This is a genomic window from Paraburkholderia sp. BL17N1, assembly GCF_003634175.1.
GTDB lineage: Bacteria > Pseudomonadota > Gammaproteobacteria > Burkholderiales > Burkholderiaceae > Paraburkholderia.
On sequence record NZ_RBIW01000001.1, the window covers coordinates 2,468,698 to 2,494,016 of the forward strand.

24 protein-coding genes and 2 tRNA genes are annotated in these 25,319 nt (G+C 64.5%); 11 read left to right on the forward strand and 15 right to left on the reverse strand.

Annotated elements, in window-relative coordinates:
- Window positions 1-77: 77 nt before the first annotated feature.
- Complete coding sequence (locus tag B0G82_RS11140; RefSeq protein ID WP_011489423.1) at window positions 78-296, reverse strand: RNA-binding S4 domain-containing protein; 219 nt, start codon at window positions 294-296, stop codon at window positions 78-80.
- A 317-nt stretch (window positions 297-613) separates the two neighbouring features.
- On the opposite strand from B0G82_RS11140, the gene B0G82_RS11145 reads away from it, so the two are divergent.
- The 3 genes from B0G82_RS11145 to B0G82_RS11155 all read left to right on the forward strand — a co-directional run bounded on the left by B0G82_RS11145 (window position 614) and on the right by B0G82_RS11155 (window position 3,805).
- The gene (locus B0G82_RS11145; RefSeq protein WP_116139661.1) at window positions 614-1,060 is read left to right on the forward strand and encodes a hypothetical protein; all 447 of its coding nucleotides are present in this window, start codon (window positions 614-616) and stop codon (window positions 1,058-1,060) included.
- 102 nt (window positions 1,061-1,162) lie between these two features.
- Window positions 1,163-1,426: a hypothetical protein gene (locus tag B0G82_RS11150; RefSeq protein ID WP_121307392.1), complete on the forward strand. Its 264-nt coding sequence runs from the start codon at window positions 1,163-1,165 to the stop codon at window positions 1,424-1,426.
- Between the two features lie 234 nt (window positions 1,427-1,660).
- Window positions 1,661-3,805 carry an ATP-dependent helicase gene (locus tag B0G82_RS11155; protein ID WP_121307393.1) on the forward strand — a complete coding sequence of 715 codons (2,145 nt, stop codon included), beginning with the start codon at window positions 1,661-1,663 and terminating at the stop codon, window positions 3,803-3,805.
- Window positions 3,806-3,895: 90 nt separating this feature from the next.
- On the opposite strand, the gene B0G82_RS11160 is transcribed toward B0G82_RS11155, so the two are convergent.
- The 8 genes from B0G82_RS11160 to fdxA form a co-directional block, all read right to left on the reverse strand.
- Window positions 3,896-4,669, reverse strand: coding sequence for a DUF4088 family protein (locus B0G82_RS11160; protein ID WP_121307394.1), 774 nt, complete (start codon window positions 4,667-4,669; stop codon window positions 3,896-3,898).
- Between the two features lie 284 nt (window positions 4,670-4,953).
- A complete protein-coding gene (locus B0G82_RS11165) occupies window positions 4,954-5,277 on the reverse strand; it encodes an AzlD domain-containing protein (protein ID WP_121307395.1) in 324 nt (107 codons plus the stop codon).
- On the reverse strand, window positions 5,274-6,035 hold the full coding sequence (locus B0G82_RS11170; protein WP_121307396.1) for an AzlC family ABC transporter permease: 762 nt from the start codon (window positions 6,033-6,035) through the stop codon (window positions 5,274-5,276). Before B0G82_RS11170 ends, B0G82_RS11165 begins: the two co-directional genes overlap by 4 nt.
- Before the next feature lie 374 nt (window positions 6,036-6,409).
- A complete protein-coding gene (locus B0G82_RS11175; protein ID WP_116139669.1) occupies window positions 6,410-7,240 on the reverse strand; it encodes an AraC family transcriptional regulator in 831 nt (276 codons plus the stop codon).
- 98 nt (window positions 7,241-7,338) lie between these two features.
- Entirely contained in the window at window positions 7,339-7,815 is a 477-nt protein-coding gene (locus B0G82_RS11180) for a CreA family protein (protein WP_116148296.1), read from the reverse strand.
- Between the two features lie 188 nt (window positions 7,816-8,003).
- Window positions 8,004-8,079: transfer RNA gene (locus B0G82_RS11185), tRNA-Asn, on the reverse strand.
- A 77-nt stretch (window positions 8,080-8,156) separates the two neighbouring features.
- Window positions 8,157-8,232: transfer RNA gene (locus B0G82_RS11190), tRNA-Asn, on the reverse strand.
- A 117-nt stretch (window positions 8,233-8,349) separates the two neighbouring features.
- On the reverse strand, window positions 8,350-8,673 hold the full coding sequence (gene fdxA / locus B0G82_RS11195; RefSeq protein ID WP_012433908.1) for a ferredoxin FdxA: 324 nt from the start codon (window positions 8,671-8,673) through the stop codon (window positions 8,350-8,352).
- Between the two features lie 299 nt (window positions 8,674-8,972).
- Here fdxA and pncB point away from each other — a divergent pair, with 299 nt between their 5' ends.
- From pncB to rmuC, 5 genes are all read left to right on the forward strand, one after another.
- The gene (gene pncB / locus B0G82_RS11200) at window positions 8,973-10,169 is read left to right on the forward strand and encodes a nicotinate phosphoribosyltransferase (RefSeq protein WP_121307397.1); all 1,197 of its coding nucleotides are present in this window, start codon (window positions 8,973-8,975) and stop codon (window positions 10,167-10,169) included.
- A gap of 141 nt (window positions 10,170-10,310) precedes the next feature.
- Window positions 10,311-10,973 (forward strand): lactate utilization protein C, encoded by a 663-nt coding sequence (locus B0G82_RS11205; RefSeq protein ID WP_121307398.1) that lies wholly within the window; start codon window positions 10,311-10,313, stop codon window positions 10,971-10,973.
- Window positions 10,974-11,074: 101 nt separating this feature from the next.
- On the forward strand, window positions 11,075-12,478 hold the full coding sequence (locus tag B0G82_RS11210) for a sodium:proton antiporter (protein WP_241974680.1): 1,404 nt from the start codon (window positions 11,075-11,077) through the stop codon (window positions 12,476-12,478).
- Window positions 12,479-12,520: 42 nt separating this feature from the next.
- Window positions 12,521-13,510, forward strand: coding sequence for a D-glycerate dehydrogenase (locus B0G82_RS11215; protein WP_121307400.1), 990 nt, complete (start codon window positions 12,521-12,523; stop codon window positions 13,508-13,510).
- Window positions 13,507-14,955 (forward strand): DNA recombination protein RmuC, encoded by a 1,449-nt coding sequence (rmuC, locus tag B0G82_RS11220; protein ID WP_121307401.1) that lies wholly within the window; start codon window positions 13,507-13,509, stop codon window positions 14,953-14,955. Before B0G82_RS11215 ends, rmuC begins: the two co-directional genes overlap by 4 nt.
- An 86-nt stretch (window positions 14,956-15,041) precedes the next feature.
- Here the strand turns inward: rmuC and B0G82_RS11225 are convergent, their stop codons facing one another.
- The 6 genes from B0G82_RS11225 to B0G82_RS11250 all read right to left on the reverse strand — a co-directional run bounded on the left by B0G82_RS11225 (window position 15,042) and on the right by B0G82_RS11250 (window position 22,510).
- Window positions 15,042-15,530, reverse strand: coding sequence for a GNAT family N-acetyltransferase (locus tag B0G82_RS11225; RefSeq protein WP_121307402.1), 489 nt, complete (start codon window positions 15,528-15,530; stop codon window positions 15,042-15,044).
- A complete protein-coding gene (locus B0G82_RS11230; protein WP_106283775.1) occupies window positions 15,530-15,805 on the reverse strand; it encodes a hypothetical protein in 276 nt (91 codons plus the stop codon). Before B0G82_RS11230 ends, B0G82_RS11225 begins: the two co-directional genes overlap by 1 nt.
- A gap of 87 nt (window positions 15,806-15,892) precedes the next feature.
- Entirely contained in the window at window positions 15,893-17,194 is a 1,302-nt protein-coding gene (gene glp, locus B0G82_RS11235) for a gephyrin-like molybdotransferase Glp (RefSeq protein ID WP_121308657.1), read from the reverse strand.
- Window positions 17,195-17,268: 74 nt separating this feature from the next.
- A complete protein-coding gene (gene mobA, locus B0G82_RS11240) occupies window positions 17,269-17,883 on the reverse strand; it encodes a molybdenum cofactor guanylyltransferase MobA (protein WP_121307403.1) in 615 nt (204 codons plus the stop codon).
- Window positions 17,884-17,893: 10 nt separating this feature from the next.
- Window positions 17,894-19,003, reverse strand: coding sequence for a GTP 3',8-cyclase MoaA (gene moaA, locus B0G82_RS11245; protein ID WP_121307404.1), 1,110 nt, complete (start codon window positions 19,001-19,003; stop codon window positions 17,894-17,896).
- 204 nt (window positions 19,004-19,207) lie between these two features.
- Window positions 19,208-22,510 carry an Rne/Rng family ribonuclease gene (locus B0G82_RS11250; RefSeq protein ID WP_121307405.1) on the reverse strand — a complete coding sequence of 1,101 codons (3,303 nt, stop codon included), beginning with the start codon at window positions 22,508-22,510 and terminating at the stop codon, window positions 19,208-19,210.
- 730 nt (window positions 22,511-23,240) lie between these two features.
- Between B0G82_RS11250 and B0G82_RS11255 the strand changes: the two genes are divergently transcribed.
- The 3 genes from B0G82_RS11255 to B0G82_RS11265 are packed head-to-tail and all read left to right on the forward strand — an operon-like array spanning window position 23,241 to window position 25,319.
- Window positions 23,241-24,266 (forward strand): RluA family pseudouridine synthase, encoded by a 1,026-nt coding sequence (locus B0G82_RS11255; protein ID WP_121307406.1) that lies wholly within the window; start codon window positions 23,241-23,243, stop codon window positions 24,264-24,266.
- Entirely contained in the window at window positions 24,259-24,918 is a 660-nt protein-coding gene (locus tag B0G82_RS11260) for an HAD-IA family hydrolase (RefSeq protein ID WP_116139685.1), read from the forward strand. The genes B0G82_RS11255 and B0G82_RS11260 overlap by 8 nt, the downstream gene beginning before the upstream one ends.
- Window positions 24,915-25,319: a Rieske 2Fe-2S domain-containing protein gene (locus B0G82_RS11265; protein ID WP_121307407.1), complete on the forward strand. Its 405-nt coding sequence runs from the start codon at window positions 24,915-24,917 to the stop codon at window positions 25,317-25,319. Before B0G82_RS11260 ends, B0G82_RS11265 begins: the two co-directional genes overlap by 4 nt.

Below are 25,319 nucleotides of genomic sequence, written 5' to 3' on the forward strand. Positions count from 1 at the left end.
CCTCCGAGTTTTCGGACCGCGGGGTGGCAGGCCCGTGTTTTAGCTCCGCTTATTAGCTCCGCCGGTTAGCCGGTGTATCAGGCCTCGTGGACCGCAATCCGCGTGTCGCCGAGCAGGACGACCTGACCCGCGCGGATCTTGCACGTTTTACGCGTTTCGACCCGCCCGTCGACGGTAACCGCACCGTCCGCCACCATCATTTTTGCCGAGCCGCCGCTGTCCGCCAGTCCCGTTATCTTCAGGAGATTGTGCAGTTCGACGTAGTCGCCGGTAAGCGTGAAATCGAGGTTGGGCATGGCGTTTGCACCTTCAGGCAAAGGGTTCGCATCATAAGCCAGAAGCTTGCCCTGGATGAAGTTCGCGGTGCGCGCCGCCGTCATGTGAGCATCTGCAAGCAGATGTTATGCGTTTGTCAGAAAGTGAAACGTTCCGTAACGGTGGTCGTAAAACACAAACTCCACTCGTAAAGTGCAGGTCAGTAGGGAAAGCCTGCTGGATTTTTATCTGGCAGCGAGCAGACCGGGCGAGGCACGCAGACCGCGCTCCATAAGCGCTGAAATGCGCAGAGCCGGACCGGTTGCCCGCGTCACAACAACCTTGGAGAGGATTAGCCATGACCCAGATTCGTACGCTTCTGATCGGTACTGCCATTACGGCCCTTGCTTCCACAGCCGCGTTCGCACAGACCGCGCAACCGGCAGCGGGCGCGCAAGGCCAGCCGCAGGTTCAGATGCAAGGCAATGACGCGGCGCCCGCCGCGCAGGGCGTGCAGCCGGTGACGCCGGCGCCGACGCGTCTGACGGCGTCGGGCTCGACCGACCCGCTGGTGCAGAAGCGCGACGCCAACGCGAAGGCTAACGCCGAATATCGCGCCTCGAAGAAGGCATCCAAGGCGGAGTTGAAGGATCAGCAGAAGGCCGCCAAGCTCCAGTACAAGGAGCAGGTGCGCGACGCCAAGATCAATCAGAAGGCGGATAAGCAGACCGCAAACAACGAAATGAAGATGAACATGCAAGGGCAGACGGGCGACCAGTCGGACGGCACCGACGTCAAGCATTGAGGCTGAGTTTCGAGCGAGCGGCGGGGCGGCGCGGTTTGCCGCCGCGGCCGCTGCGTTACCGGACTGTTGAGTCCGGGCATCTCGATTCAACGGAGGTACCGTATGAGCATCGCCAATTCCACGAAGACCACGCTTGTCGCCGCGTTGATCGCGGGCTGCGTGTCGTCCGCTGCATTCGCGCAGGCTAGCGATCCGGCTGCGGCGCCGGCTACCCACGCCGACAAGAAGGCGGCCAAGGAACAATCGAAGGCGGACAAGAAAGCGTCCGTCGCGCAGGCCAAGGCCGACCAGAAGAAGACGGATGCGCAGGCCGACGCCGATAAGGCCGCCGCCGACGCAAACGTCAAGGACGCGAAGAAGCAATAGCAGACTTCGCGCCTCCGGCCGACGCGGGGCGCGCGGACGTCTCGATGTCGTGCCTGCGAAAAATGGCCCGTGTGCACTCGTGCGACGGGCCATTTTTTGTGCTCGCGTTCGCCCGCGCGGCCCACATGACATGCAGATCTCGCATCCGGCTAAAAAAGGGTCGCTTGTCGGCGTGGGTTGTATGGATATACAGTATGCGTCGCCGCTCTGAATCCACCCAACGCCTAAACAATCGTGCTCCCAGTCGCCGAACCCGCGCCTTCCTCGCCGTCCCCGACGTCCGACACTGCCGCCTGGCTGGCGAAGCTCAACGACGCGCAGCGCGAAGCCGTCGACTACGGCGCCGACACGCCAGCCGCACCGCCCGGCGCGCTGCTGGTGATTGCCGGCGCCGGCTCCGGCAAGACCAATACGCTTGCGCACCGGGTCGCCAATCTGGTGGTAAAGGGCGCCGATCCGCGCCGCATCCTGCTGCTGACCTTTTCGCGCCGTGCGGCGCTCGAAATGACCCGGCGCGTCACGCGCATCGCCGGCGCGGCGCTCGGTTCACGAGCCGCGCTCGCGCAAGGGCTGACGTGGTCGGGTACGTTCCATAGCGTCGGCGCGCGGTTGTTGCGCGAATACGCGGATCTGATCGGTCTTGCGCCAGCCTTCACGATCAACGACCGCGAGGATTCCGCCGATCTCATGAACCTCGTGCGCCACGAACTCGGCCTGTCGGCGAAAGAGCGGCGTTTCCCGGCCAAGGGCACGTGCTTTGCCATTTACTCGCGCGTCGTGAACACCGGCGCGTCGCTCGGCCAGGTGCTGGACAAGGCATTCCCGTGGTGCCGCGAATGGGAGGCCGATCTACGCATGCTGTTCGCGTCTTACGTCGAAGCGAAGCAGAAGCAGAGCGTGCTCGACTACGACGATTTGCTGCTGTACTGGTCGCACATGGCCGCCGAGCCGGCCATCGCCGCCGACCTGTCGGGACGCTTCGATCATGTACTGGTCGACGAATACCAGGACACCAATCGTCTGCAGGCTTCGATCCTGCTCGCGTTGAAACCGGACGGCCGCGGCCTGACCGTGGTCGGCGACGACGCCCAGTCGATCTATTCGTTTCGCGGCGCGACCGTGCGCAACATTCTCGATTTCCCCGCGCATTTCGATCCGCCGGCCAAACAGGTCACGCTGGAGCGCAATTACCGCTCGAGCGCGCCGATCCTGGCGGCGTCTAACGCGGTGATCGAATTGGCCAGCGAGCGCTACACCAAGAATCTGTGGACCGACAAGGCCTCCGCGCAGCGCCCGCGTCTCGTGACCGTCGCCGATGAGGCGGACCAGGCGCGCTACATCGTCGAGCAGGTGCTGGAAGCGCGCGAGCAGGGCATGAAGCTCAAGTCGCAAGCGGTACTGTTCCGCGCCGCGCACCACAGCGCCGCGCTGGAGATCGAACTGACCCGGCGCAACATTCCGTTCGTGAAGTTCGGCGGGCTGAAGTTTCTCGATTCGGTGCACGTGAAAGACGTGCTGGCCGTGCTGCGTTGGGCCGAAAATCCGCGTGATCGCGTGGCCGGGTTTCGCGTCGTGCAGTTACTGCCGGGCGTGGGACCCGCGACCGCGGCAAAAGTGCTCGACGAGGTCGTCGCGCGCGCGGGCAGCGGCAACCCCGCCGACACCGCCGGCGGCGCGCTGGCCGCCTTCGCCGCGCCGGCTCGGGCGCAGGAAGACTGGCATCCGTTCGTCAAGCTGATGTCGAGCGTCTACGGGCGCCAGACACCGTGGCCCGCCGAGTTCGAAATGGTGCGCCGCTGGTATGAGCCGCATCTCGAGCGCAATCACGAGGACGCGGCGATCCGTCACGCGGACGTGTTGCAGATGGAGAGCATCGCGGGCACGTATCCGTCGCGTGAACGGTTTCTGACCGAGTTGACGCTCGACCCGCCCGACGCCACCAGCGACGAATCCGGCGTGCCGCTGATCGACGAGGATTATCTGATCCTGTCCACCATCCATTCGGCGAAAGGGCAGGAGTGGCGCAACGTGTTCGTGCTGAACGGCGTGGACGGTTGCATTCCGTCCGATCTCGGCACCGGCAGCGAGGAGGAAATCGACGAGGAGCGCCGCCTGCTCTATGTGGCGATGACGCGCGCGAAAGAGGACCTGCATATCGTCGTGCCGCAGCGCTTTTACGTGCACAACCAGACGCACATGGGCGACCGTCACGTGTGGGCCTCGCGCACGCGCTTCATTCCCGCGCATCTGATGCCATTGTTCGATGCCTATGCATGGCCGCGCGTCCCGGTTCCGAGCGCGCCCACGGCGGCCGGGCTGGCCGCGGCGGCGCAGGCGAAGATCGAGATCGGCGCGAAACTCAGGAAGATGTGGGATTGAGAGCGCGACGACGCGCTCTTTAATGCCGCGCGTCTGACGCCGCCGTCGGCTACCGGCGACTCACCGGTAGCTTCCTGGGGCTCTTTAGGCTCAGCGCGGCTGCGACTGCCGCTGCTGTTGCTGCGGCGCCGGACGCGGCGGCACGAAGAAATTACGCAGCCAGGCTGCCATCCGCGAAAACACGTCGTACGGCTCCTCCACGAAGATTTCCGGCTTGAGCAGGCGCAGGAACTCCATGATCTGCTGCGCTTCCTGCTTCTGGAACGAACCGTGCGAAATACCCAGCCGCAGCAGCCCGCGCAGTTCGCCGAGCTTTTCACGTGCGGTGCCGCCCACGCTCGTTTCGCACGCCACCTTGGCCTCGTAGACACGCTGACGCAGCGATTCCACCAGCCGCCACGCCGGCGTCTGCATGACTTCCTCGAGCGCCTGGATGTCCTGCGCCGCGCTCTTGATCTGCGCCGCGAGCGGGTCGATCAGCACGGCGTCGCCTTCCGCTTCCTTGACGATGGCCGCCGCCCAGTCGCGACACTGCTTGGCGAGTTCCTCCGGCGTCCATTCCGAGCGGGCCGCGAAGCCGAAGCCGAACTCGCCCGCCTGCCGCATCAGAATCGCGACGACATCCGGAAACTCCTTGTCCAGTGTGCGTTTCGCCCAGGCGTACTGGCCGCCCTGCAACATCCGCTGAACCGCGTGTTCGGTCAGCGGCACCATGTTGTCGAGCAGCTTGGCGCGCAAAAAATCCTCAAACGACGGCGTCGCGAACTGCGGATCGAGCTTGAGCGATACCCGCAGGAAAGCATCGAAATCCTTGCGCAGCGTCGCGATGGTCTCGTCTTTGAGCGTGAGGGTGATTTGACCCATGTGTTATCCCGTTTGGTCCTGCCGCGCGGCCTCGCCACGCCGCCGGGCCGCGCGGGCCCTGAGAGACGCGGCGTTCGATGCCGGCGCGCTTGATTCCTGCCTGATGCCGCACAACCAGCGGGACGTATCCCGACGAGCGGACCTCGACTGCATAACGGCGGATCGGCGGGAAACTTAAGGGAGCGCGGGGTGGGAGCGTCCGCTATAGAGGGAAGCGTCGCCTGGCTTGCGCGGGCGTGGCGCGGGCCGGCCGACGCTGTCGCTGCCTTGAAAGCGGCGTGGGTCTATTTCAGCACGACGCATTGCCAGACAAAAAAGACCGTCAGCCCGACGGCGATGGTCAGCAGCGGCCGCCGCGTCAACGCGCTGACGAGCACCGCGGCCAGCGCGCCGACCAGTTGCGGATTACGCCAGGTCAGCTCGGCGTCGCCGCCGTGCGGTGCAACCGTCATCGGCACGATGATCGCAGTCAGCACGGTGACCGGCACGAAGCCGAGCGCCGTGCGCACCAGCGGCGGAAATACCAGCCGGTCGCCGAGCACGAAGACGGCGGCGCGGATCACCCACGTGATCGCCGCCATGCCGAGAATCAGGACGACGTAGTTCATCGCGATGCCTCCGCGGTTTTGCCGTTGCCGCGCAGGTTGGGCCGCGACGTCGACAGCAGGACGCCGATCGCCACGCCCGCGAACACCGCGCCAAGCAAACCGAGCTTGTACGGCCACGCCTGCCAGAAGAAGGCCAGCATGCCCGAGGTGATGGCCGCCGCGATATAGCGCAGCGCGGCGAGTTGCGGCACGACGATCGCGATGAACGTGGCCACCATCGCGAAATCGAGGCCGAGCGATTGCAGGCCCGGGAACGCCGCGCCGAACAGCAGGCCGCCTACGGTCCAGAGCTGCCAGTTCAGATACATGGCCAGGCCGGCGCCGAAGAAGTAGTGCGGGCCGACCGTGCCGGGCTCCCGATGCCGGTAGTGTTCCCACGCGACGGCGAAGACTTCGTCCGTGAGCAGCGCACCGAGCGCCCAGCGCCAGCGTGCCGGCAGATGCGCGACGTGCGGCGCGAGCGTGGCGCTGTACAGCACATGGCGCAGATTGACGACGAGCGTGGTCGCCCACACGACGGCAAAACTCGCATGTCCGGCAATCAGGCCGAGCGCGATGAACTGCGCGGAGCCGGCGAACACGACGAGCGACATCAACTGGCCATGCCATAGATGCAGCGGGCCGGATGCGACGAGCGTGCCGAAAATGACGCCAAAAGGCGCCGCGCCGACCATCATCGGGATGATGTCGCGCGCGCCGGCGGTGAACTCTTTGAAATGGCCTGGGTTTGTGGGCCGGCCTGCGGTGGGATGGGTCAATCTGGCCTCCTTGATTCGGGAAGCATAGCGGCGGTGGCTGGACGGGGCTTGTACGTTCTTGCGGATGGGCAAGGGTTCGATGCGGCGGCGCGCGCGCCAGGGCATGTCATGCCGCCGGAATGAGCAAATGAGATGGCACGCCGGGTCGCCAGTAATGTAGACGCTGACATCGTGTCTTGCGGTTGGATTGGTCAGGCCGCAGTGCGTAGGCGGCAATCGTTCGCGTACTGGCGAGCACATGGGGTGGTCGAGGCAGCCGGGCAGGCAGGCCGTGGGCAAGAGCACGCACTTGTGTCTTGCGTCTTGCGGTGCGGCTGGAGTGCTTGAGGCAGCAGGACGCGCAACTCGCCGGCAACGCACGCACCCGCGCCGTGTCAGACGCCTTGCCAGCGCCCGGGAGGTACGCCGAACATGCGCCGGAAGTGTCGCGTGAAGTGGCTCTGGTCCGTGAAACCGCTGGCGGCGGCGACCTCCGTGACGGAAACCCCCGCGCGCAGTGGCGCGAGCGCGCGCTGCAAGCGCACCTGATTGCGCCACGCGTGGGGCGGCAGGCCGGTCGTCTGGGTGAAAAGACGCGCCGCGTGGAACGGCGAGAGTCCCGCTACCTGGGCCACTTCAGCGAGCGTGACGGGCTCGACGAGGTCGCCTGTCAGGCGCTCCTGCATGAGCGTCACGCGAGCGTCGTCGGTGGGGAGGCGCGAACGCGCCGGTTGGGTTTGCGCGTAACGCACCAGCAGCGTGGACAAGGCGTCGAGCATGGCGGCTTCGGCGGCAAGCGCGTCGTCGCCCGCCTCCAGCAGCCGATGCGCATGCGCCAGCCGGGCGGCCAGATCCGGATCGCGGATCACACCCGGCGCAAACCACGGCAACGCCTGAGGCCTGCCGCTGACCTCATTGGCAAGGGCGTGGATGAAATCCACCGGCGCATACATCACGCGATACCGCCAACCCGCCTCGACCGCCTTCGAGCCGGTGTGCAACTCACCGGGGTTGATGATCGGTACGCTGCCGGCTTCGGCGACATAGTCGGAGCCGAGATAGCGATACCCCTCGGCGCCCGCCACGATCACCGGGATCGTGTACGCATCGTGCCAATGCGGCGTGAACTCGTGATCGTGATATTCGGCCGTGAGCAGGTCCGCGCCGGGTAGAAGCGGCGTGCGCCAGTAGCGGGCGGAATCCTGGAAACGATGGGCGGATGTCACGATGAAATTCCAGCTGGGCCGGTCAGTGTAGCGCGTCGCGACCCTGCCGCGTCACGCGCCGACGTGCCGGCCGACTGCGTTTTGCCGTAGGGCGGCGTTCACTTGACCGGGATCGTCGTTCCGGCCGGCATCGGCACGGCGCTCACGCTGTTCTTCGCGCTGCCGCTGACCACCCGGTCGCTGTAGGTGAGATACACCAGCGAGTTGCGCTTCGCGTCGACCACCCGCACCACATGCAGCGACTTGAAGATGAACGACATGCTCACCGAGAACACGTCGGCCTGTTTCTTCACCGGGCCCGTGAAGTGAATCTCGCCGACCTGGCGACAGGCGATCGACGCCTCGGTGGGGTCTTCGGCGATGCCGAGCGTACCCTTGACGCCGCCGGTACGTGCCCGCGACACGTAGCAGGTCACACCCTGAACCGCTGGATCGTCATAGGCCTCGACGACCACGCGGTCGGAACCCGTGACGCGGAAATTGGTATTGACGCTGCCGACTTCTTCGCCGTGCGCCGACGGCAGCAGGAGGGCGGCAGCCGCCGCAAGCGAGATGCGCAACAAAGTGGGTTTCATGGAATGTGCTTGCCGGAAATTGAGCGCCTGGGTTGGGCGCGGGCGTGCGCCGGGAATTGCCATCGTATAACGGCCGACGGTCTCGGGCGACGCGAGCGGGGGATCGACCAGGTCAGGGTGACGCGGTTCGGCGGCGTGCGGCGCGCAAAAAGAAAAGGCCCGCACGAATGCGGGCCTTTCAAATTTTTTGGCTCCTCGACCTGGGCTCGAACCAGGGACCTACGGATTAACAGTCCGGCGCTCTACCGACTGAGCTATCGAGGAACAGCAGTACAACTTGATTAACTACAGCTTGATCTACATAAAAAAGCCCGTCTTGGTTAACGGGCTTTTGCAATTCTTGGCTCCTCGACCTGGGCTCGAACCAGGGACCTACGGATTAACAGTCCGGCGCTCTACCGACTGAGCTATCGAGGAACAGAACAACAAACAGCAGAGAAACGAAATTGTAGGAGGAGCTTAAGCGCCTGTCAATACCCTGCGTTCATCTCGATTTCATTCGAATTCAACTGCAGACGCGACAGGCAGCGAGGCTCAACGTGCGAGCAGCTCGAGCTTTTCCTTCACGTCCTTGAACTCGTCGGCTTCCGGCAGCGGTGCCTTGGTCTTGGTGATGCTCGGCCAGTTCTTCGCGAGTTCGGCATTCAGCTCGATGAAGTTCTGCTGGTCGCCCGGCACGTCTTCTTCGGCATAAATGGCGTTCACCGGGCACTCGGCCACGCACACGGCGCAGTCGATGCATTCATCGGGGTCGATCGCGAGGAAGTTGGGACCTTCGCGAAAGCAGTCCACCGGGCACACATCGACACAGTCGGTATAGCGGCACTTGATGCAGCTTTCGGTCACAACGTGAGTCATTCAGGCAGCTCCTGCATGCGGTATCTGGGGAGGCGGAAACGCCAAAAGCGCTATTGTATCGTAACGTCAAGAGGCGCATGCGGCATCGCGCGACACCGTTTATACGTTTTCGTGATTAGTTTATGGCGTGCGCCGCATGGCTCGCTTGAGCGCCCGGCGCGAGCGTCTGGCGGCGCGCTGAATGCCGACGCATTCGGGTAACATGCGTCAGGTCGGTACGCACGGGGCGTGCCGTCGCGCATGGGTGAGTCGGCTTTCGTGGCAGGCCTTCCGTTTTCCGCAGTCCAGTTCGCACCATCATGATTATTACTTCGCTGCTCGACACCGATCTGTACAAGTTCACGATGATGCAAGTGGTGTTGCATCACTTTCCCGCGGCGAATGTGGAGTATCGCTTCCGCTGCCGTACGCCGAATGTCGATCTCGTGCCGTACATCGGCGAAATTCGCGACGAAGTGCGCAAACTCTGCCAGCTGCGCTTCACCGACGACGAGCTCGACTACCTGCGGCGCATGCGCTTCATCAAGGGCGACTTCATCGAGTTTCTCGCGCTGTTCCATCTGAACGAAAAATACATTTCGATCGAAGCGTCGCCGAAGGGCAATGGCGAAATCGATATCGAGATCAAAGGGCCGTGGCTGCATACGATCCTGTTCGAGATTCCGATGCTCGCGATCGTCAACGAAGTCTACTTCCGCAACACCCAGCAAATGCCGGACTACAGCGAAGGCCGCGGGCGTCTCGTCGACAAGATTCAACTGCTCGGCGCGCGTCCGGAATTCGCCGACTGCAAGATCGCCGACTACGGCACACGGCGCCGCTTCTCGAAGCAATGGCACGAGGAAGTGATCCTCAAGCTCAAGGAAGGCCTCGGCGAGCAGTTCGCCGGCACCAGTAACGTGTTCTACGCAATGAAGCACAGCCTCACGCCGCTCGGCACGATGGCGCACGAATACCTGCAGGCGTGCCAGGCGCTCGGCCCGCGGCTGCGCGACTCGCAGATCTTCGGCTTCGAAATGTGGGCCAAGGAATACCGCGGCGACCTGGGCATCGCGCTCTCCGACGTGTACGGCATGGAGGCGTTCCTGCGCGACTTCGACATGTACTTCTGCAAGCTGTTCGACGGCGCGCGCCACGATTCCGGCGATCCGTTCGACTGGGGCGAACGCCTGCTCAAGCACTACGAAGCGAATCGCTGCGACCCTCGCACCAAGATCCTCGTGTTCTCCGACGCGCTCGACATTCCCAAAGTCCTGCAACTCTACGAGCGCTTCCGCGGCCGCTGCAAGCTGGCCTTCGGCGTGGGCACGAATCTGACCAACGACCTTGGCTACAACCCGCTGCAGATCGTCATCAAGATGGTTCGCTGCAATGGTCAGCCGGTAGCGAAGCTGTCGGACTCGCCCGGTAAGAACATGTGCGAAGACAAGGCTTACCTCGCTTACCTGCGCCAGGTATTTGGCATTGCGCAGCCCGAGGAAGAGGCGGCGAATTAACGCGGTTCATCGCGAGCTGCCGGTAGCTTATGCCGCGCGTGCGATGCGCGGCAATAGACCATTCGGCCAGGATGTTCGCGCGCAGGGTGGCCGGTATAATTCTCGCCATATCGCACGGCTGTCGACACGAGGATTTCGCACATGGACACATCGATTGCACGCCGCAACATCCTGGCGCGCATCCGCGCGGCGCAAGGGCGCGAGCCCGAGCCGTCCGCTTCCGAGCGCGAGGCTGCGGCGGACTATCTCGCGCGGCATCCTGCCGGCCCGCGTCCGGAGATGCCGGCCGACCTCGTTGCGCGCTTCATTGAAGAAGCGCAAAAAATGGCGACTACGGTGGACTCGGTTGCAGCATTGAGCGACGTGCCGGCCGCGGCGCACCGCTACCTCACGCAGCATGCGTTGCCGCTGCAGGCCATCGCCTGGCAAACGCTGCAAGATCTGCATTGGGCCGAAGCCGGCCTCACCGTCGAGTTTCGCAAGCCGCAAGACGGCGACGTGGTCGGTGTCACCGGCTGCTTCTGTGCGACCGCCGAGACCGGCACGCTGGTGCTGCTGTCGGGGCCTGAAACTTATGCTTCGGCCGGTCTGCTGCCGGAAACGCACATTGCGATCGTGCCGGCCTCGCGCATCGTCTCAGGTCACGAAGAGGCGTTCGCACTGATCCGCAAGGAACGCGGCGAACTGCCGCGTGCGGTCAACTTCGTCGCCGGGCCTTCGCGTACCGGCGATATCGAACAGACCATCGTGCTCGGCGCGCATGGGCCGTACCGGGTGCACGTGATCGTCGTGCAGGGCGCCTGAGCAGCAAGCGCGCCCGTGCATCAGAACGCATGCTTCACTGTGCGGCCTTAAGCAATAACAAGGACTTTAAATCTATGAAACAACGTGCCGTCTTGACGGGCATGGGGTTCGCAGCTGCATTGATGCTGGCTGGCTGGCCGCAGTTGGCATCTGCCGCAACGCTCGACGGCGCGGCTTTGTCGGCGCTGTGGGGGCTGCCGTTCGCGGGCGTGCTGCTGTCGATCACGATATTTCCCTTGATCGCGCCGGCGTTCTGGCATCACCATTTCGGCAAGATTGCGGCGGCGTGGGCGCTTGTGTTTCTCGTGCCGTTCGCCCTCAACTACGGTAGCAGCGTCGCATTCGGCACGCTCGTGCATGCGCTGCTCGAAGAATACATGCCGTTCATCGTGCTGCTGACGGCGCTCTACACCGTGGCGGGCGGCATCTGCGTACGCGGCAATCTGCATGGCACGCCGCGCCTGAACGCGGCGATCCTCGCGCTCGGCACCTTGCTCGCCAGCATCATGGGCACGACGGGCGCGGCGATGCTGCTGATTCGCCCGCTGCTGCGCGCCAACGACAATCGCAAGCACGTCGTTCACGTGGTCGTGTTTTTTATCTTCCTCGTGGCCAACGCGGGAGGGTCGCTTTCGCCGCTGGGTGACCCGCCGCTCTTTCTCGGCTTTCTGCAGGGCGTGAGTTTCTTCTGGACCACCATGCATCTCGCGCTGCCGATGCTGTTCGTCTGTGGTGTGCTGCTGATCGCGTTCTATGCGCTGGACTCGTACTACTTTCATCGGCGCGAGGAAGAGCGTTCGCTTTTTCTCGATCCGACACCCGACACGCCGCCGCTCGGCATCGACGGCAAAATCAATTTCGTGTTGCTGGCCGTGGTGATCGCGCTCGTGCTGATGAGCGGGCTGTGGAAACCGGGCGTGGAGTTCGACGTGTTCGGCACGCAGGTGGCTTTGCAGAGTGCCGTGCGCGATGCCGCGCTGATCGTCGTCACTCTGCTCTCGTTGGCGCTCACGCCGCGCGCGGCTCGCGCGGGCAACGACTTCAATTGGGCGCCGATCGAAGAAGTGGCCAAACTGTTCGCCGGCATTTTCGTGACGATCGCGCCGGTCATCACGATTCTGCGCGCCGGCGAGGCGGGCGCGTTCGCCGGCATCGTTCATCTGGTCAAAGACGCCTCGGGCCAGCCGCACGATCTGATGTACTTCTGGGCGACCGGCCTGCTATCTTCGTTTCTCGACAACGCGCCGACTTACCTCGTGTTCTTCAACCTGGCCGGCGGCGACGCGCAGACGCTCATGACCACCGGCGCCACCACGCTCGCGGCGATCTCGGCGGGCGCGGTGTTCATGGGCGCGAACACGTATATCGGCAATGCGCCGAACTTCATGGTGAAGGCCATCGCGGAATCGCGCGGCGTTCGCATGCCGGGTTTTTTCGCGTATATGGGCTGGTCAGCCATCGTGTTGCTGCCGCTTTTCCTCGTCACCGGCTGGCTCTTTTTTTGACGCCGAGGCAATCGAACTCGACGCGCTTTACGGAGAATTGAAATGCAGAAGATCCTCGTCGCCCGGCCGATTTTTCCCGATGTGATCGAACGGCTCAAACAGTATTTCGACGTCGACTGGAATCAGGGCGACGTGTTGCCCGCCGACGAACTGAAACGCCGTCTCGCGGATAAAGACGGCGCGCTGACCGCGGGCGATCCGGTCGGCGCCGCCGAACTCGCCGCGGCGCCGCGTCTGCGCGTGGTGTCGAATATGGCGGTGGGCTACAACAACTTCGACATGGCAGCCTTCAACGCGGCCAACGTGCTCGGCACCAATACGCCGGACGTGCTCAACGAATCGACCGCGGACTTCGGCTGGGCGCTGATGATGGCGGCGGCGCGCCGCATCACCGAATCGGAGCACTGGCTGCGCGCGGGCCAGTGGCAGAAGTGGGCGTACGACGCGTTTCTCGGCAGCGATCTGCACGGCTCGACGCTCGGCGTGATCGGCATGGGCCGTATTGGCCAGGCGCTTGCGCGTCGTGCGAAAGGTTTCAACATGCAGGTGATTTATCACAACCGTTCGCGCGTGGCGCCCGAGATCGAGGCCGAGCTGAACGCGGAGTACGCATCGAAGCAGGATCTGCTGCGGCGCGCCGATCACGTCGTGCTCGTTCTGCCGTACACGAAGGAGAACCATCACACGATCGGCGCGGCAGAACTCGCGCTGATGAAGCCGAGCGCGACGCTTACGAATATCGCGCGCGGCGGTATCGTCGACGACGCGGCGCTCGTCGAAGCGTTGCGCTCAAAGCAGATTGCCGCCGCCGGTCTCGATGTGTTCGAAGGCGAGCCGAACCTGAATCAGGATCTGCTCAGCGTGCCGAATGTCGTGCTGACGCCGCACATTGCCAGCGCCACTGAAGCCACGCGTCGCGCCATGGCGAATCTCGCCGCGGACAATCTGATCGCGGGCCTGGGCGAAGGTCCGCGCGCGGGGCGGCCGCCGAATCCGGTCAACCCCAAGGTCATCGGCAAGGCGCGTTCATGACAATGTATCTGGTGGCGGCCGTTGCCGTGCTGGCGGTCGCGTTGGTTATCGCTCTGGTTTTGCTGATGCGTGCTCATGGCCGGGCGGAGGACAACGAGCAGTTCGAGTTGCTCAACGAACGCATGGACGCCACGGCCGACGCGCAAGCGCACGCCTACGAGCGGCTCGAGCGGCAACTGCGCAACGACATCACCGAGACGGCACGCGTGTCGCGTACCGAACAGAGCAGCGGGTTCGCGCATTTTCAGCAGACGCTGGCCGCGCAGTTCAGCAGCATGACGACGGTGCAGGGCGGCAAGATCGACGGTTTCGCCCAGCAGCTCGACGCCGTGCGCCACAGTCTGCAGGCGCAGGCCCAGCAGGCGCGCGACGAGCAGGGCCGCTCGCTCAAGCAGTTCGGCGACACGCTGAGCCTGCAGTTGGGGCAACTCACCGAGGCGAACGACCGCCGCTTTGCCGAAGTGCGCGCGACCATCGAGCAGCGGCTCAAGGATATCGAGGCGAACAACTCGCTCAAGCTCGACGAAATGCGCCGCACCGTCGACGAAAAATTGCACGCTACGCTCGAACAGCGTTTGGGCGAGTCGTTCAAGCTGGTGTCGGACCGGCTCGAACAGGTGCACCGCGGACTGGGCGAGATGCAGACGCTGGCCGCCGGCGTCGGCGATCTGAAAAAGGTTCTCACGAATGTGAAGACGCGCGGCACATGGGGTGAAGTGCAGCTCGAAGCGTTGCTCGAGCAACTGCTCACCGCCGACCAGTACGCGAAGAACATTGCGACGGTGCCGAAAAGCGCGGAGCGCGTCGAGTTCGCGATCAAGCTGCCGGGACGCGCGGAGCAGGGTGCTGCGGCCACACCTGTGTGGCTGCCCATCGACGCCAAATTTCCGCGTGAAGACTACGAGCGTCTGATCGAAGCGCAGGAGCGCGCCGATCCGGTCGCAGTGGAGGACGCATCGCGTGCGCTCGAAGCGCGGATTCGTGCCGAGGCGCGCACGATCGCGGAGAAGTACGTGTCGCCGCCGCACACCACCGACTTCGCGCTGCTGTTTCTGCCGACCGAAGGGTTATATGCGGAAGTGTTGCGCCGGCCGGGCTTGACGGACCTGTTGCAACGCGACTATCGCGTGACGATCGCGGGGCCGACCACGCTGACCGCCTTGCTCAATAGTTTGCAGATGGGTTTCCGCACGCTCGCGATCGAGAAGCGATCGAGCGAGGTATGGCAGGTGCTCGGCGCGGTGAAAACGGAGTTCGGCAAATTCGGCGACGTGCTGGCCAAAACGAAGGCGCAACTGGAGACGGTGACGCGCTCCATTGAAGCGGCGGAAACGCGCACGCGCGTCATGAGCCGCCGATTGCGCGACGTCGAGGCGTTGCCGGGTGAAGAGGCGAGCGGGTTGCTCGGCGATGCGCTGTCGGGCGTGGATCCTGACGAGCAGTGATGGGATGCTGCTAGCGGTTGGGTAGTGGCGGTGGCGCGGCAAGTTGACTCCGCGAAAACCGACGACAACACACGTCCGACACTCGCTCAGGCGCCTGCGCCCGCCGCCAGCTGTTCCAGCGCCTCACCCGCCAGACGCACCACACGCCAGTCCGGCATGACAGTCGCGCCCATCTTTTCATAGAAGCGGATGGCCTGCTGGTTCCAGTCCAGCACGGTCCATTCGAACCGCCCGCATTGTCGTTCCACCGCCAATGCGGCAAGACGCTGCAACAACGCGGTGCCAAGACCGCTACCGCGTTGCGAGGGTTGCACGTAGACGTCTTCGAGATACAGTCCGCGCTTGCCGACGAAGCTCGAGTAATTGTGGAAGAACAGCGCATAGCCGACGATGCGCCCTTCGCTTTCCGCCACCAACGCTTCAATCGAAGGCCGCGCCCCGAATAGCGCGTCGCGCAAGCCGTCTTCGGTCGCCACGAACACGTGCGTGAGGCTTTCGAACTGCGCGAGTTCGTACGTCAGCGCGAAGATGGCGCCGGTGTCCGCGGGCGTGGCGGCGCGGATCGTCGCGGGCATTACGCCTCTTCCGGTGCGTCGGTCAGATGGATTTCAATGCCACCAAAGCGCGACGCCACCCAGTTATACGCGTGGCATGCGATCCACAGCAGGATAAAACCGAGAATCGCATTCAGCAGCAGCGCGCTGAACACCGTGCTCAGTTCCACCGAGCCATAGCGCACGAACGCGACCAGCACGCCCAGCAGCACGATCGGCACCGAAAACGTCAGGTACACGAGGATGAGTGCTTTGGCCGTCTGTCCCGGTGCAATGAACGAGATCTGTTTTTTCATGTAAGTCAAACCCGTGTGTCGTAGTAGTAATGGGTAAAGCAGCAAATGAGCGCTGGCGGGTGCGTTGCCTCTGCCCCGCGTCAGTGGTCAGATGAGTCCGTCGAACAGCATGATGGCGACGCGCTCACCTTCGGCGATCTCGCCTTCATCGTGCCCGAGCACGATGAAGCAATTGGCTTCGCTCATCGAACTCAGCACGCCGGAGCTCTGCGAACCGGTCGGCGTGACGTGCCATTGTCCACGCGCGTCCTGCTCGGCCAGACCGCGCTGGAACTCGGTGCGCCCGGCGCGTTTGCGGATGGCCTGCCGGCTCATGGCGTGAATGACCGGCAGCGGTTGGGGCGTGGCGCCCGACATCAGCAGCAGCACTTCTCGCACGATCTGATAGAACGCCACCATTACGGCGACCGGATTGCCCGGCAAACCGAAGAATAACGCGGGACGCCCGACACCCGGCCGCTCGCCGGACCAGACGCGGCCGAAGGCGAGTGGTCGGCCCGGGCGCATGGCGAGACTCCAGAACGCGACGTCGCCGAAAGTTTGCAGCAGTTGCCTCGTGAAATCCGCCTCGCCGACCGAGACGCCGCCCGAGGTCAGCACCACGTCGGCATTCGCCGCGGCGCTGCGCAAGGCGTCTTCCATCGCGGCGGGTTCGTCGCGCACTACGCCGAGGTCGAGTGTGTCGATGTTCAGGCGCCGCAGCATGGCGAACAGCGTGTAGCGGTTGCTGTCATAGACGCAGCCTGGATCGAGCGGCTCGCCAAGCGAGCGCAATTCGTCGCCGGTCGAGAAGAAGGCGACGCGCAAACGCCGCCTGACATTGACTTCGCCGATGCCGAGCGAGGCCAGCAAGCCGAGGTCCGACGCCCGCATGATGCGTCCTGATCGCAGCGCCGCATGGCCGCGCGCGAGGTCTTCGCCGGCGAGGCGCCGATTTGCGCCGGCCGTTACTGCATTGGCCGCAAAGCGAATTGAAACGGAATCGGCGCCGCGCTCGACGAGCTCTTGCGGAACGACCGTGTCGCAGTCGGCCGGCATGCAGGCGCCGGTCATCACGCGCACGCATTGCGAGGCCTCGACGCGGCCCGCGAACGGATGCCCGGCCAGCGCCTTGCCGACGATCGCCAATTCGACCGTGGCCGCGCCCGTGGCGAGTGCCGCGCGGTTGAACGCGTAGCCGTCCATGGCGGAATTGTCGTGCGAGGGGACGTCGATTGGCGACACGATGTCGGCCGCGAGCACTCGGTCGAGCGCGTCGCGCAAGGCCACGCGTTCAATGGCCGTGACTGGCGCGGCCCACTGGCGAACAATTGCCTGTGCGGCCGGGACAGGCAGCGCGTGAGGATCGTACTGCGCGACGCAGCGGGAAAATTCGTTAGGCGTGGTCATGAAGAGCTGAGCGTCGCGACCGGCGGCGGGAGCGGCGGTTGCCGTGCGGCCGGAGCGGGATTTCAACCGGGGCCTCAATCACGCTGGAGGTCGGCGAGTTCCTGTAGCGAATTGATATTGTAAAACGCGCGCTCGTCGGTAAAGGCGACTTCCACCGTCTTGTGGCGCGCGTACCACGCGCGCACTTTGCGCTCGCCGGCTTCGAGGAAGGCCGAGAGATCGTCGGCGAGACTCGTGCGCAAGAGCGCGAAGACCGGATGCAAGGACGTTTGGCCGTGCGCGTCAATGGTGGTGACCGTGGCGATGTCGGCCCCGTTCGAGTCCAGCGCGTGCGCGAGGCGTTCGGCCAGGTCGGCGGGCAGCCACGGTGAGTCGCAGGGGGCACTGAGTAGGTAATTGCCATCGGCTGCGCGTAAGCCGGCGAGCAAGCCTGCCAGCGGGCCCGGAAAGTCGGCCAGAGTGTCCGCCACTACCGTGGCGTCGAACGGCGCGCCGAGCGCGCGGTAGGCCTCAGGGTGACGATTGGCACTGATCAGCAGGGCGCCGGTTTGCGGCGCGAGGCGCTTGAGCACATGGACGGCGAGCGGCTCGCCATGCAGCATTTGCAGACCCTTATCGGCGCCGCCCATGCGCATGCCGCGGCCGCCCGCGAGCAACAGCCCGGTGATGTGATCGCGCGTCGGCTTCACGTGTCGCCGCTCAGCCGCCGATGTACGACATCTCGACGCGGCGGCCATCGCGCACGAGCGACTCGGCGGCGTTGCTGCCGCGCAGTTGCGAATAGCGGTCGCCGCGCTCCTGCCAGATTTCGGCGATGGCGGTGGCGATGTCGGCGTCGCTCGCGCCGTTGCGCACCAGCGCGCGCAGGTCGTGCCCCGACGAGGCGAACAGGCACAGGTAGAGCTTGCCTTCGGTCGACAGACGCGCTCGCGTGCAACTGCCGCAAAACGCGCGCGTCACACTTGAAATCACACCGATCTCGCCGCCGCCGTCGACGTAGCCCCAGCGCTGCGCGGTCTCGGCGGCGCTGTGCGCTTCGAGCGGCGCGAGCGGGAAGTGTTCGGCAATGCGCGTGACGACGTCGGCGGACGGCAGCACTTCCGTCATGTTCCAGCCGTTCGACGTGCCCACGTCCATGTATTCGATGAAGCGCAGCACCGCGCCCGAGCCTTTGAAGTGACGCGCCATCGGCACGATTTCGCTGTCGTTGGTGCCGCGCTTGACGACCATGTTGACCTTGACCGGCGCGAGGCCCACCGCGTGCGCTGCGGCAATGCCGTCCAGCACGTCGCCGACGGCGAAGTCCGCGTCGTTCATGCGGCGGAACAGCGTGTCGTCGAGCGCGTCGAGGCTCACCGTGACGCGGCTCAAACCGGCGTCTTTCAGGCTGCGTGCCTTGCGTTCCAGCAGCGAACCGTTGGTGGTCAGCGTCAGATCGAGCGGCCGGCCGGCCGGCGTGGTCAGTTGCGCGAGGCGTTCGATCAGGAATTCCAGATTCTTACGCAATAGCGGTTCGCCGCCCGTCAGACGGATTTTCTCGACGCCATGTGCGACGAACAGTCGCGCCAGCCGTTCAATTTCCTCGAAGCTCAGCAAGGCGCTGTGCGGCAAAAACGTGTAGTCCTTGTCGAACACCGCGCGAGGCATGCAATAGACGCACCGGAAATTGCAGCGATCCGTGACCGAAATGCGCAGGTCGCGCAGCGGCCGCGCAAGCGTGTCGTGCAGCGCGCCACTAGGCGTCTGCACGGGGCCGGCGATGACCGGCACGGCGCTGAGATCGGCAACAGGGATGATGCGTCGGGACATGAATTGCTTCGATGAATGCGTCGGTTAGTGCTTGAAATTAGAGCTTGATATTCATTCTATCGGAAATGCTTCAGACGGCAGGGGTACCCCAGGCCGTGTCGGGGTATACGGGGAGTGGCTTATCGCGGCGCGTTCGGGCTGCGGCGCGCGCCCATAAAAAAAGCCCGCCGGTGAGGGCGGGCTTTTTGAGTGCGGCGGGGCGGCTTACTGCGGGTGGCCGCCTGTTTCCACCTGTTGCATCGGCGCGCTGTCGAGCGGCGGCAGCGGTTTGCGTTCGCGCACCACACGAGCCGGCTTGGCGGTCTGCGCAGCAGCTTCCTGAGCCGCGCGCAGCTTGTCGGCGTCGGTGTTCACCCAGACGAGGCCGGCTTGTTCCAGCACCGGCTGCAGGGCTTCCGCCGACACGGCGGTCTGACGCGGCGCTTGCTGCGCAGCTTGCGGTGCGACGGCAACGGGCGCCGGTTCGATCGCTGCCGATTCGGCTGCCGGTGCTACCGCTACCGCGACCGGCTGCGGTTCGACGATCTCAGCCTGCGGTGCAGGTTGAACAGCGGGCGCTTGGACCACTACAGTGGGAGCCGCGGTTTCGACTGGAGCCGGAGCAGCGGCTTGCGCTTCGACAACCGGCGCAACTGCCGGCGCTTCAACCTGCGCTTGAGCCGGGGCTTGGGCATGTGCGACCGGTTCGACCAGCGAAACCGTTTCGCTAGCGGCCGGCGCAGCTTGCGCTGCTTCGACCGGCTCCGCAGCGGCTTGCGCCACCGGCGTTTCGGCGACCGGCTCGACGGCGGCCGGCGCAACCGGCGCTTCCGCGACCGGTACCACCGCTTCCGTCTTCGCAGCCTTTTCGACGGCCAGAGCTGGCGTTTCGCTTGCGGCGTGCAGCTCGGTTACCACGACGGTTTCCGTTGCGACAGCAGCGACCACCACTTCCACCGGCGTCACGTCCTTCGCCTCGACAACTTCCGGCTTGCGTTCGACCGGCTGATGCGCTGTCCGCACCGGCGCTTCGTCGGTTGCGCTCGCGTTGTCGCCTTCAGCTTCCGCGACGTCCGCCGCCAGATTGCCGTTCACGTCCTCTTCACGCTCACGACGGCCACCGCGACGGCCGCGACGGCGACGACGGCGCTCTTCGCCTTCACGCGCCACTGCTTCCTGATCGATCGGCGCGCCGTTTTCGCCCAGAGCGGTCTGGTTTTGCACCAAGTCTTCCGCCGTTTGCGCTTCGCTTTGCGTCAATGCGTCCGCGGTTTCTCCTTGCGGCTTGCGGCGTTCGCCACGTTCAGCCCGCTCGCCACGCTCACGGCGCTCGCCGCGTTCCGGACGTTCGCCACGCGGTGCGGCTTCCGCCGTTTCCGCGCGCTCAGCGCCGCGATTGTCGCGGTCACGGTTTTCACGACCCTCGCGTGGCTCACGCGCCTCGCGTGCCTCGCGCGGTTCACGGCCTTCACGGCCTTCACGCGGCTCACGATTGCCGCGCGGTTCGCGCGCTTCACGTGCTTCGCGCGGCTCGCGGCCTTCGCGTGCCTGCACCTCACGGCCTTCACGCGGCTCGCGCTCTTCACGGCGTTGCGACGGCTGTTGACCTTGGCCTTGACGGCCACCGCTCGTGCCTTCGCCACGGCCCGCTGCGTCGCGAGTGCCTGTGCCGGTACGGCGATTACGGTTGCGATCGCCGCCGCGTTCGCCGGTGCGCTCACCACGCTCCGTGCGTTCGCCGCGTTGCGGACGCGCCGGCTTTTCGGTCGTGGCCGGCGCGACGGGCGCCGGAGCGGCCGGTTGCACGCCGAACAGATTCTTCAACCAGCCGATGAAACCGCCGCTCGCCGGCGTGACCGCGACCGGAGCCGGGGCGGCGACCGGGCGAACCGGCGCGCTCGGCGCCGGCTTTTCAGGCGTGATGCCCTTGACCGCCGCTTCCTGCTTCGGCTTCACTTCTTCGGTGCGCTTGCTGTAACCGGTTTCCGATTCAAGTTCACGAGCCGCTTCTTCGGCCATCTTCCACGAAGCGCGCGGATCGTCGAGGCGCGCGTCGTCGTGACGCAGACGTTCGAGTTTGTAATGCGGCGTATCGAGGTGCTTGTTCGGGATCAGCACGACGTTGACCTTGAAACGCGATTCGATCTTGTTGATCTCGGCGCGCTTTTCGTTCAACAGGAAGGCGGTCACTTCGACCGGCACCTGGCAATGGATTGCCGCGGTGTTTTCCTTCATCGCTTCTTCCTGAATAATCCGCAGCACTTGCAGCGCGGACGATTCGGTATCGCGGATGTGGCCCGTGCCGTTACAGCGCGGGCAGGTCACGTGGCTGCCTTCCGAGAGGGCCGGACGCAGACGCTGACGCGACAGTTCCATCAGGCCGAAACGCGAAATCTTGCCCATCTGGACGCGCGCCCGGTCGTGCTTGAGCGCGTCTTTCAGGCGCTGTTCGACTTCGCGCTGGCTCTTGGCCGATTCCATGTCGATGAAGTCGATCACGATCAGACCGCCCAGGTCGCGCAGGCGCAGCTGGCGGGCGACTTCGTCCGCGGCTTCGAGGTTGGTGCGCGCGGCCGTTTCCTCGATGTCGGCGCCCTTGGTGGCGCGTGCCGAGTTCACGTCGATCGCGACCAGCGCTTCGGTGTGGTCGATCACGATCGCGCCGCCCGAGGGCAACGGCACGGTGCGTGAGTACGCCGTCTCGATCTGGTGCTCGATCTGGAAGCGCGAGAAGAGCGGCACGTCGTCGTGATACCGCTTCACCTTGCTGACATTATCCGGCATCACGATGTCCATGAAGGCGCGGGCCTGGTCATGGATTTCGGTGGTGTCGATCAGAATTTCGCCGATGTCCGGCTGGAAGTAGTCGCGGATTGCGCGGATCACGAGGCTCGATTCGAGATAGATCAGCATCGGCTGACCGCTCGAACCGCTTTGCGACGCGGCTTCGATCGCGCGCCACAGTTGCATCAGGTAGTTCAGGTCCCACTGCAGTTCTTCGGCGCTGCGGCCAATGCCGGCCGTGCGCGCGATGATGCTCATGCCTTCCGGCAGTTGCAGCTGCGCCATGGTTTCGCGCAGTTCCTGCCGGTCGTCGCCTTCGATCCGGCGCGACACGCCGCCGCCGCGCGGATTGTTCGGCATCAGGACCAGATAGCGGCCGGCGAGCGAGATGAACGTGGTAAGGGCCGCGCCCTTGTTGCCGCGCTCTTCTTTTTCGACCTGAACGATCAGTTCCTGGCCTTCACGCAGCGCGTCCTGGATGCGCGCGGAGCGCATGTCGACGCCGTCGCGGAAATACTGGCGGGCGACTTCCTTGAACGGCAGGAAGCCGTGGCGGTCTTCGCCGTAGTTGACGAAACAGGCTTCGAGCGACGGCTCGATGCGGGTAATGATGCCCTTGTAAATATTGCCTTTGCGCTGTTCGCGCCCGGCGGTTTCGATGTCGATATCGATGAGTTTTTGCCCATCGACGATGGCGACGCGCAGTTCTTCCTGCTGCGTCGCGTTGAACAACATTCGTTTCATTGAACGGCTCCAGAGCGGCTTAGCCTGCCCCTCCGCCGCGCGGTTGTCAGTCGCGAGGGCGAAGCGGGCAGCGGCATGCCGCGCCTTATTGTGTTTTCACAAGCACGCTGGAGCGGGAAAGCTGGTGGGAGAATTGCCTGAGAGGGCCCGGCCCATAAAAATGGGCACGGTGCCGCAGGGCACATGCGAACACGGCTTCAAATAACGACCCGACACGCCGCGGGTTCTGCCGGCCGACCTTCATAAGCCTTCGTCCGCTCGCGCCGGTGCGCCAACTGGGCGCGTGACCGGAGGGTCGAAGGCTGCGGTCGTGCCGCAGCGGGAAGTTCGCGCAGTCGGCGCGTCTTTTCCTGCTGGGGGTGTCTCGCCTCATTTTGACGTCGCCATGTCTTGTATTTTCTACAAGACGCCTTGGGCGCACGCCGTATTTTCGCAACCTGCAGCTTCGTACAGCAGGGCGTCAGACCGCCCGATACCGAAGCTGAAAGTTAAATTCTTTTTTACCAAAATTCCGTTACCGTCGAAGCCGACCTTGACCGAACGCGCCTGTGGGCGCCGTCCCTGCCGGGTGCTGACTTCGTGCGTGCAACTTGTTGCATCTCATTTTCAGGGTGAGCAACCAGACCCCGGCGCAAGTAAAATAACGGTTTATCGCTTGCACCTGCGCAATCCGCCCGAATTCCGGACACTGCGCCGGCCGCCGCAGACTGCTGGGCAAATTATATTCAGAATGAAAGAGTTAGGCAAAATATCCCAGAAATCGGTCGCAAGCGACCAGGTCTCGATGATCGAAATCGATGACAGCGCGGCCGGACAGCGCATCGACAACTTTTTGTTGCGCGTCTGTAAAGGCGTGCCGAAAAGCCATATTTACCGCATCCTGCGCAGCGGGGAAGTGCGTGTGAATAAGGGCCGGATAGATGCGCAGTACCGTCTCGAACTGGGAGATCTGGTGCGCGTGCCGCCCATCCGCGTCGCTCAGCCGAGCGAAACGGCCTCCCAGGCGCCGGTCCCGGCCGCCCATTTCAAGATTATTTTTGAAGATGACCACATGCTGGTCATCGACAAACCGGCCGGCGTCGCGGTGCACGGCGGCAGCGGTGTCGCGTTCGGCGTGATCGAGCAGATGCGCGAGGCCCGTCCGCAGGCAAAGTTTCTCGAACTGGTGCATCGGCTGGATCGTGAAACGTCCGGCATCCTGATGCTCGCCAAGAAGCGTTCGGCACTCGTCAATCTGCACGAGCAGATTCGCGAGAACAAGATGGACAAGCGCTACTATGCTTGCGTTCACGGCGACTGGGCGAGCGACTGGGGCCGCCGCCGCGCGCTCAAGGAGCCGCTGCACAAGTACTTGACGGCCGACGGCGAGCGCCGCGTGCGCGTGCAGCCGGACGGTCTCGCGTCGCATACGGTGTTCAATCTGATCGACCGCTGGCCGGAATACGCGTTGCTCGAGGCGGAACTGAAGACCGGGCGCACGCATCAGATCCGGGTCCACTTGCAGCATCTGGAACTGCCCATTGTCGGCGACGCCAAGTACGGCGACTTTGCGCTCAACAAGGCTCTGGCGCGTGCCAACGCCAAGCCGGGCCTGAAGCGCATGTTCCTGCACGCTTACCGGCTGAAGCTCGCGCATCCGGCAACCGGCGCGCCGCTGCAGTTCGAGGCGCCGCTGCCGGCCGAATGCCGCAGCTTCATTGCGCAACTCAACGAACTACGAAATGGGTCACACCCGGAGACGGCACCGCATGGCTAGAGAGCAATTTGATCTGATCGTCTTTGACTGGGACGGGACGTTGATGGATTCGACCGCGCACATCACGCGCAGCATTCAGTCGGCGTGCCGCGACCTTGGCCTGCCGGTGCCCGCCGACGAGGCGGCCAGCTATGTGATCGGCCTCGGCCTGCGCGACGCGCTGCAGATCGCCGCGCCCACGCTCGATCCGTCGGACTATCCGCGGCTGGCCGAGCGCTACCGCTTCCATTATCTGGTGAAGGATCAGACCACCGAGCTGTTTGTCGGTGTGCGCGAGATGTTGCAGGAACTGCGCGATCAGGGCTATTTGCTGGCCGTGGCGACGGGCAAGAGCCGCGTCGGGCTGAACCGCGCGCTGGATCAGTCGCGCCTGACGAGCCTGTTCGACGGCACGCGCTGCGCCGACGAAACGTTCTCGAAGCCGCACCCGGCGATGCTGCACGAATTGACGCGCGAATTGGGCCAGGACAATGCGCGCACGGTCATGGTCGGGGATACGACGCACGATTTGCAAATGGCGATTAACGCGGGCGTGGCGGGTATCGGCGTCACCTATGGCGCGCATCCTGCGGATTCGTTGAGCGCGTTGTCGCCGAAATTCGTTGCGTCGAGCGTCAGTGCGCTGTCCGGCTGGCTGCGGGAGAACGCATGAGCACCGCTGCCACGCAAGCGCCGGAGGAGGCGGTTCGCGTCTGCGCATCGGACGAACTGCTCGACGGCGGCGCGGGCGTGCGCCGTGCGGCGAAGTTCGGTGGCGGCGACGTCGTCGTATTTTTCGTCCGCTACGATGGCCGCGCTTACGGCTACCTGAACCGCTGCGCGCACGTTCCGATGGAGCTGGACTGGGCCGAAGGGCAGTTCTTCGAATCGTCCGGTTTATACTTGATGTGCGCTACACATGGCGCGATTTACGCGCCTGATACGGGCAAATGCGTCGGCGGTCCGTGCCGCGGCGGCAGGTTGCGGCCGGTTCAGGTGGACGAACGCGATACGCCGGAAGGCCGAGCCGTTTTCTGGCTGCCGGACGGCGAACTGCGCCCGGCCATACCCTGA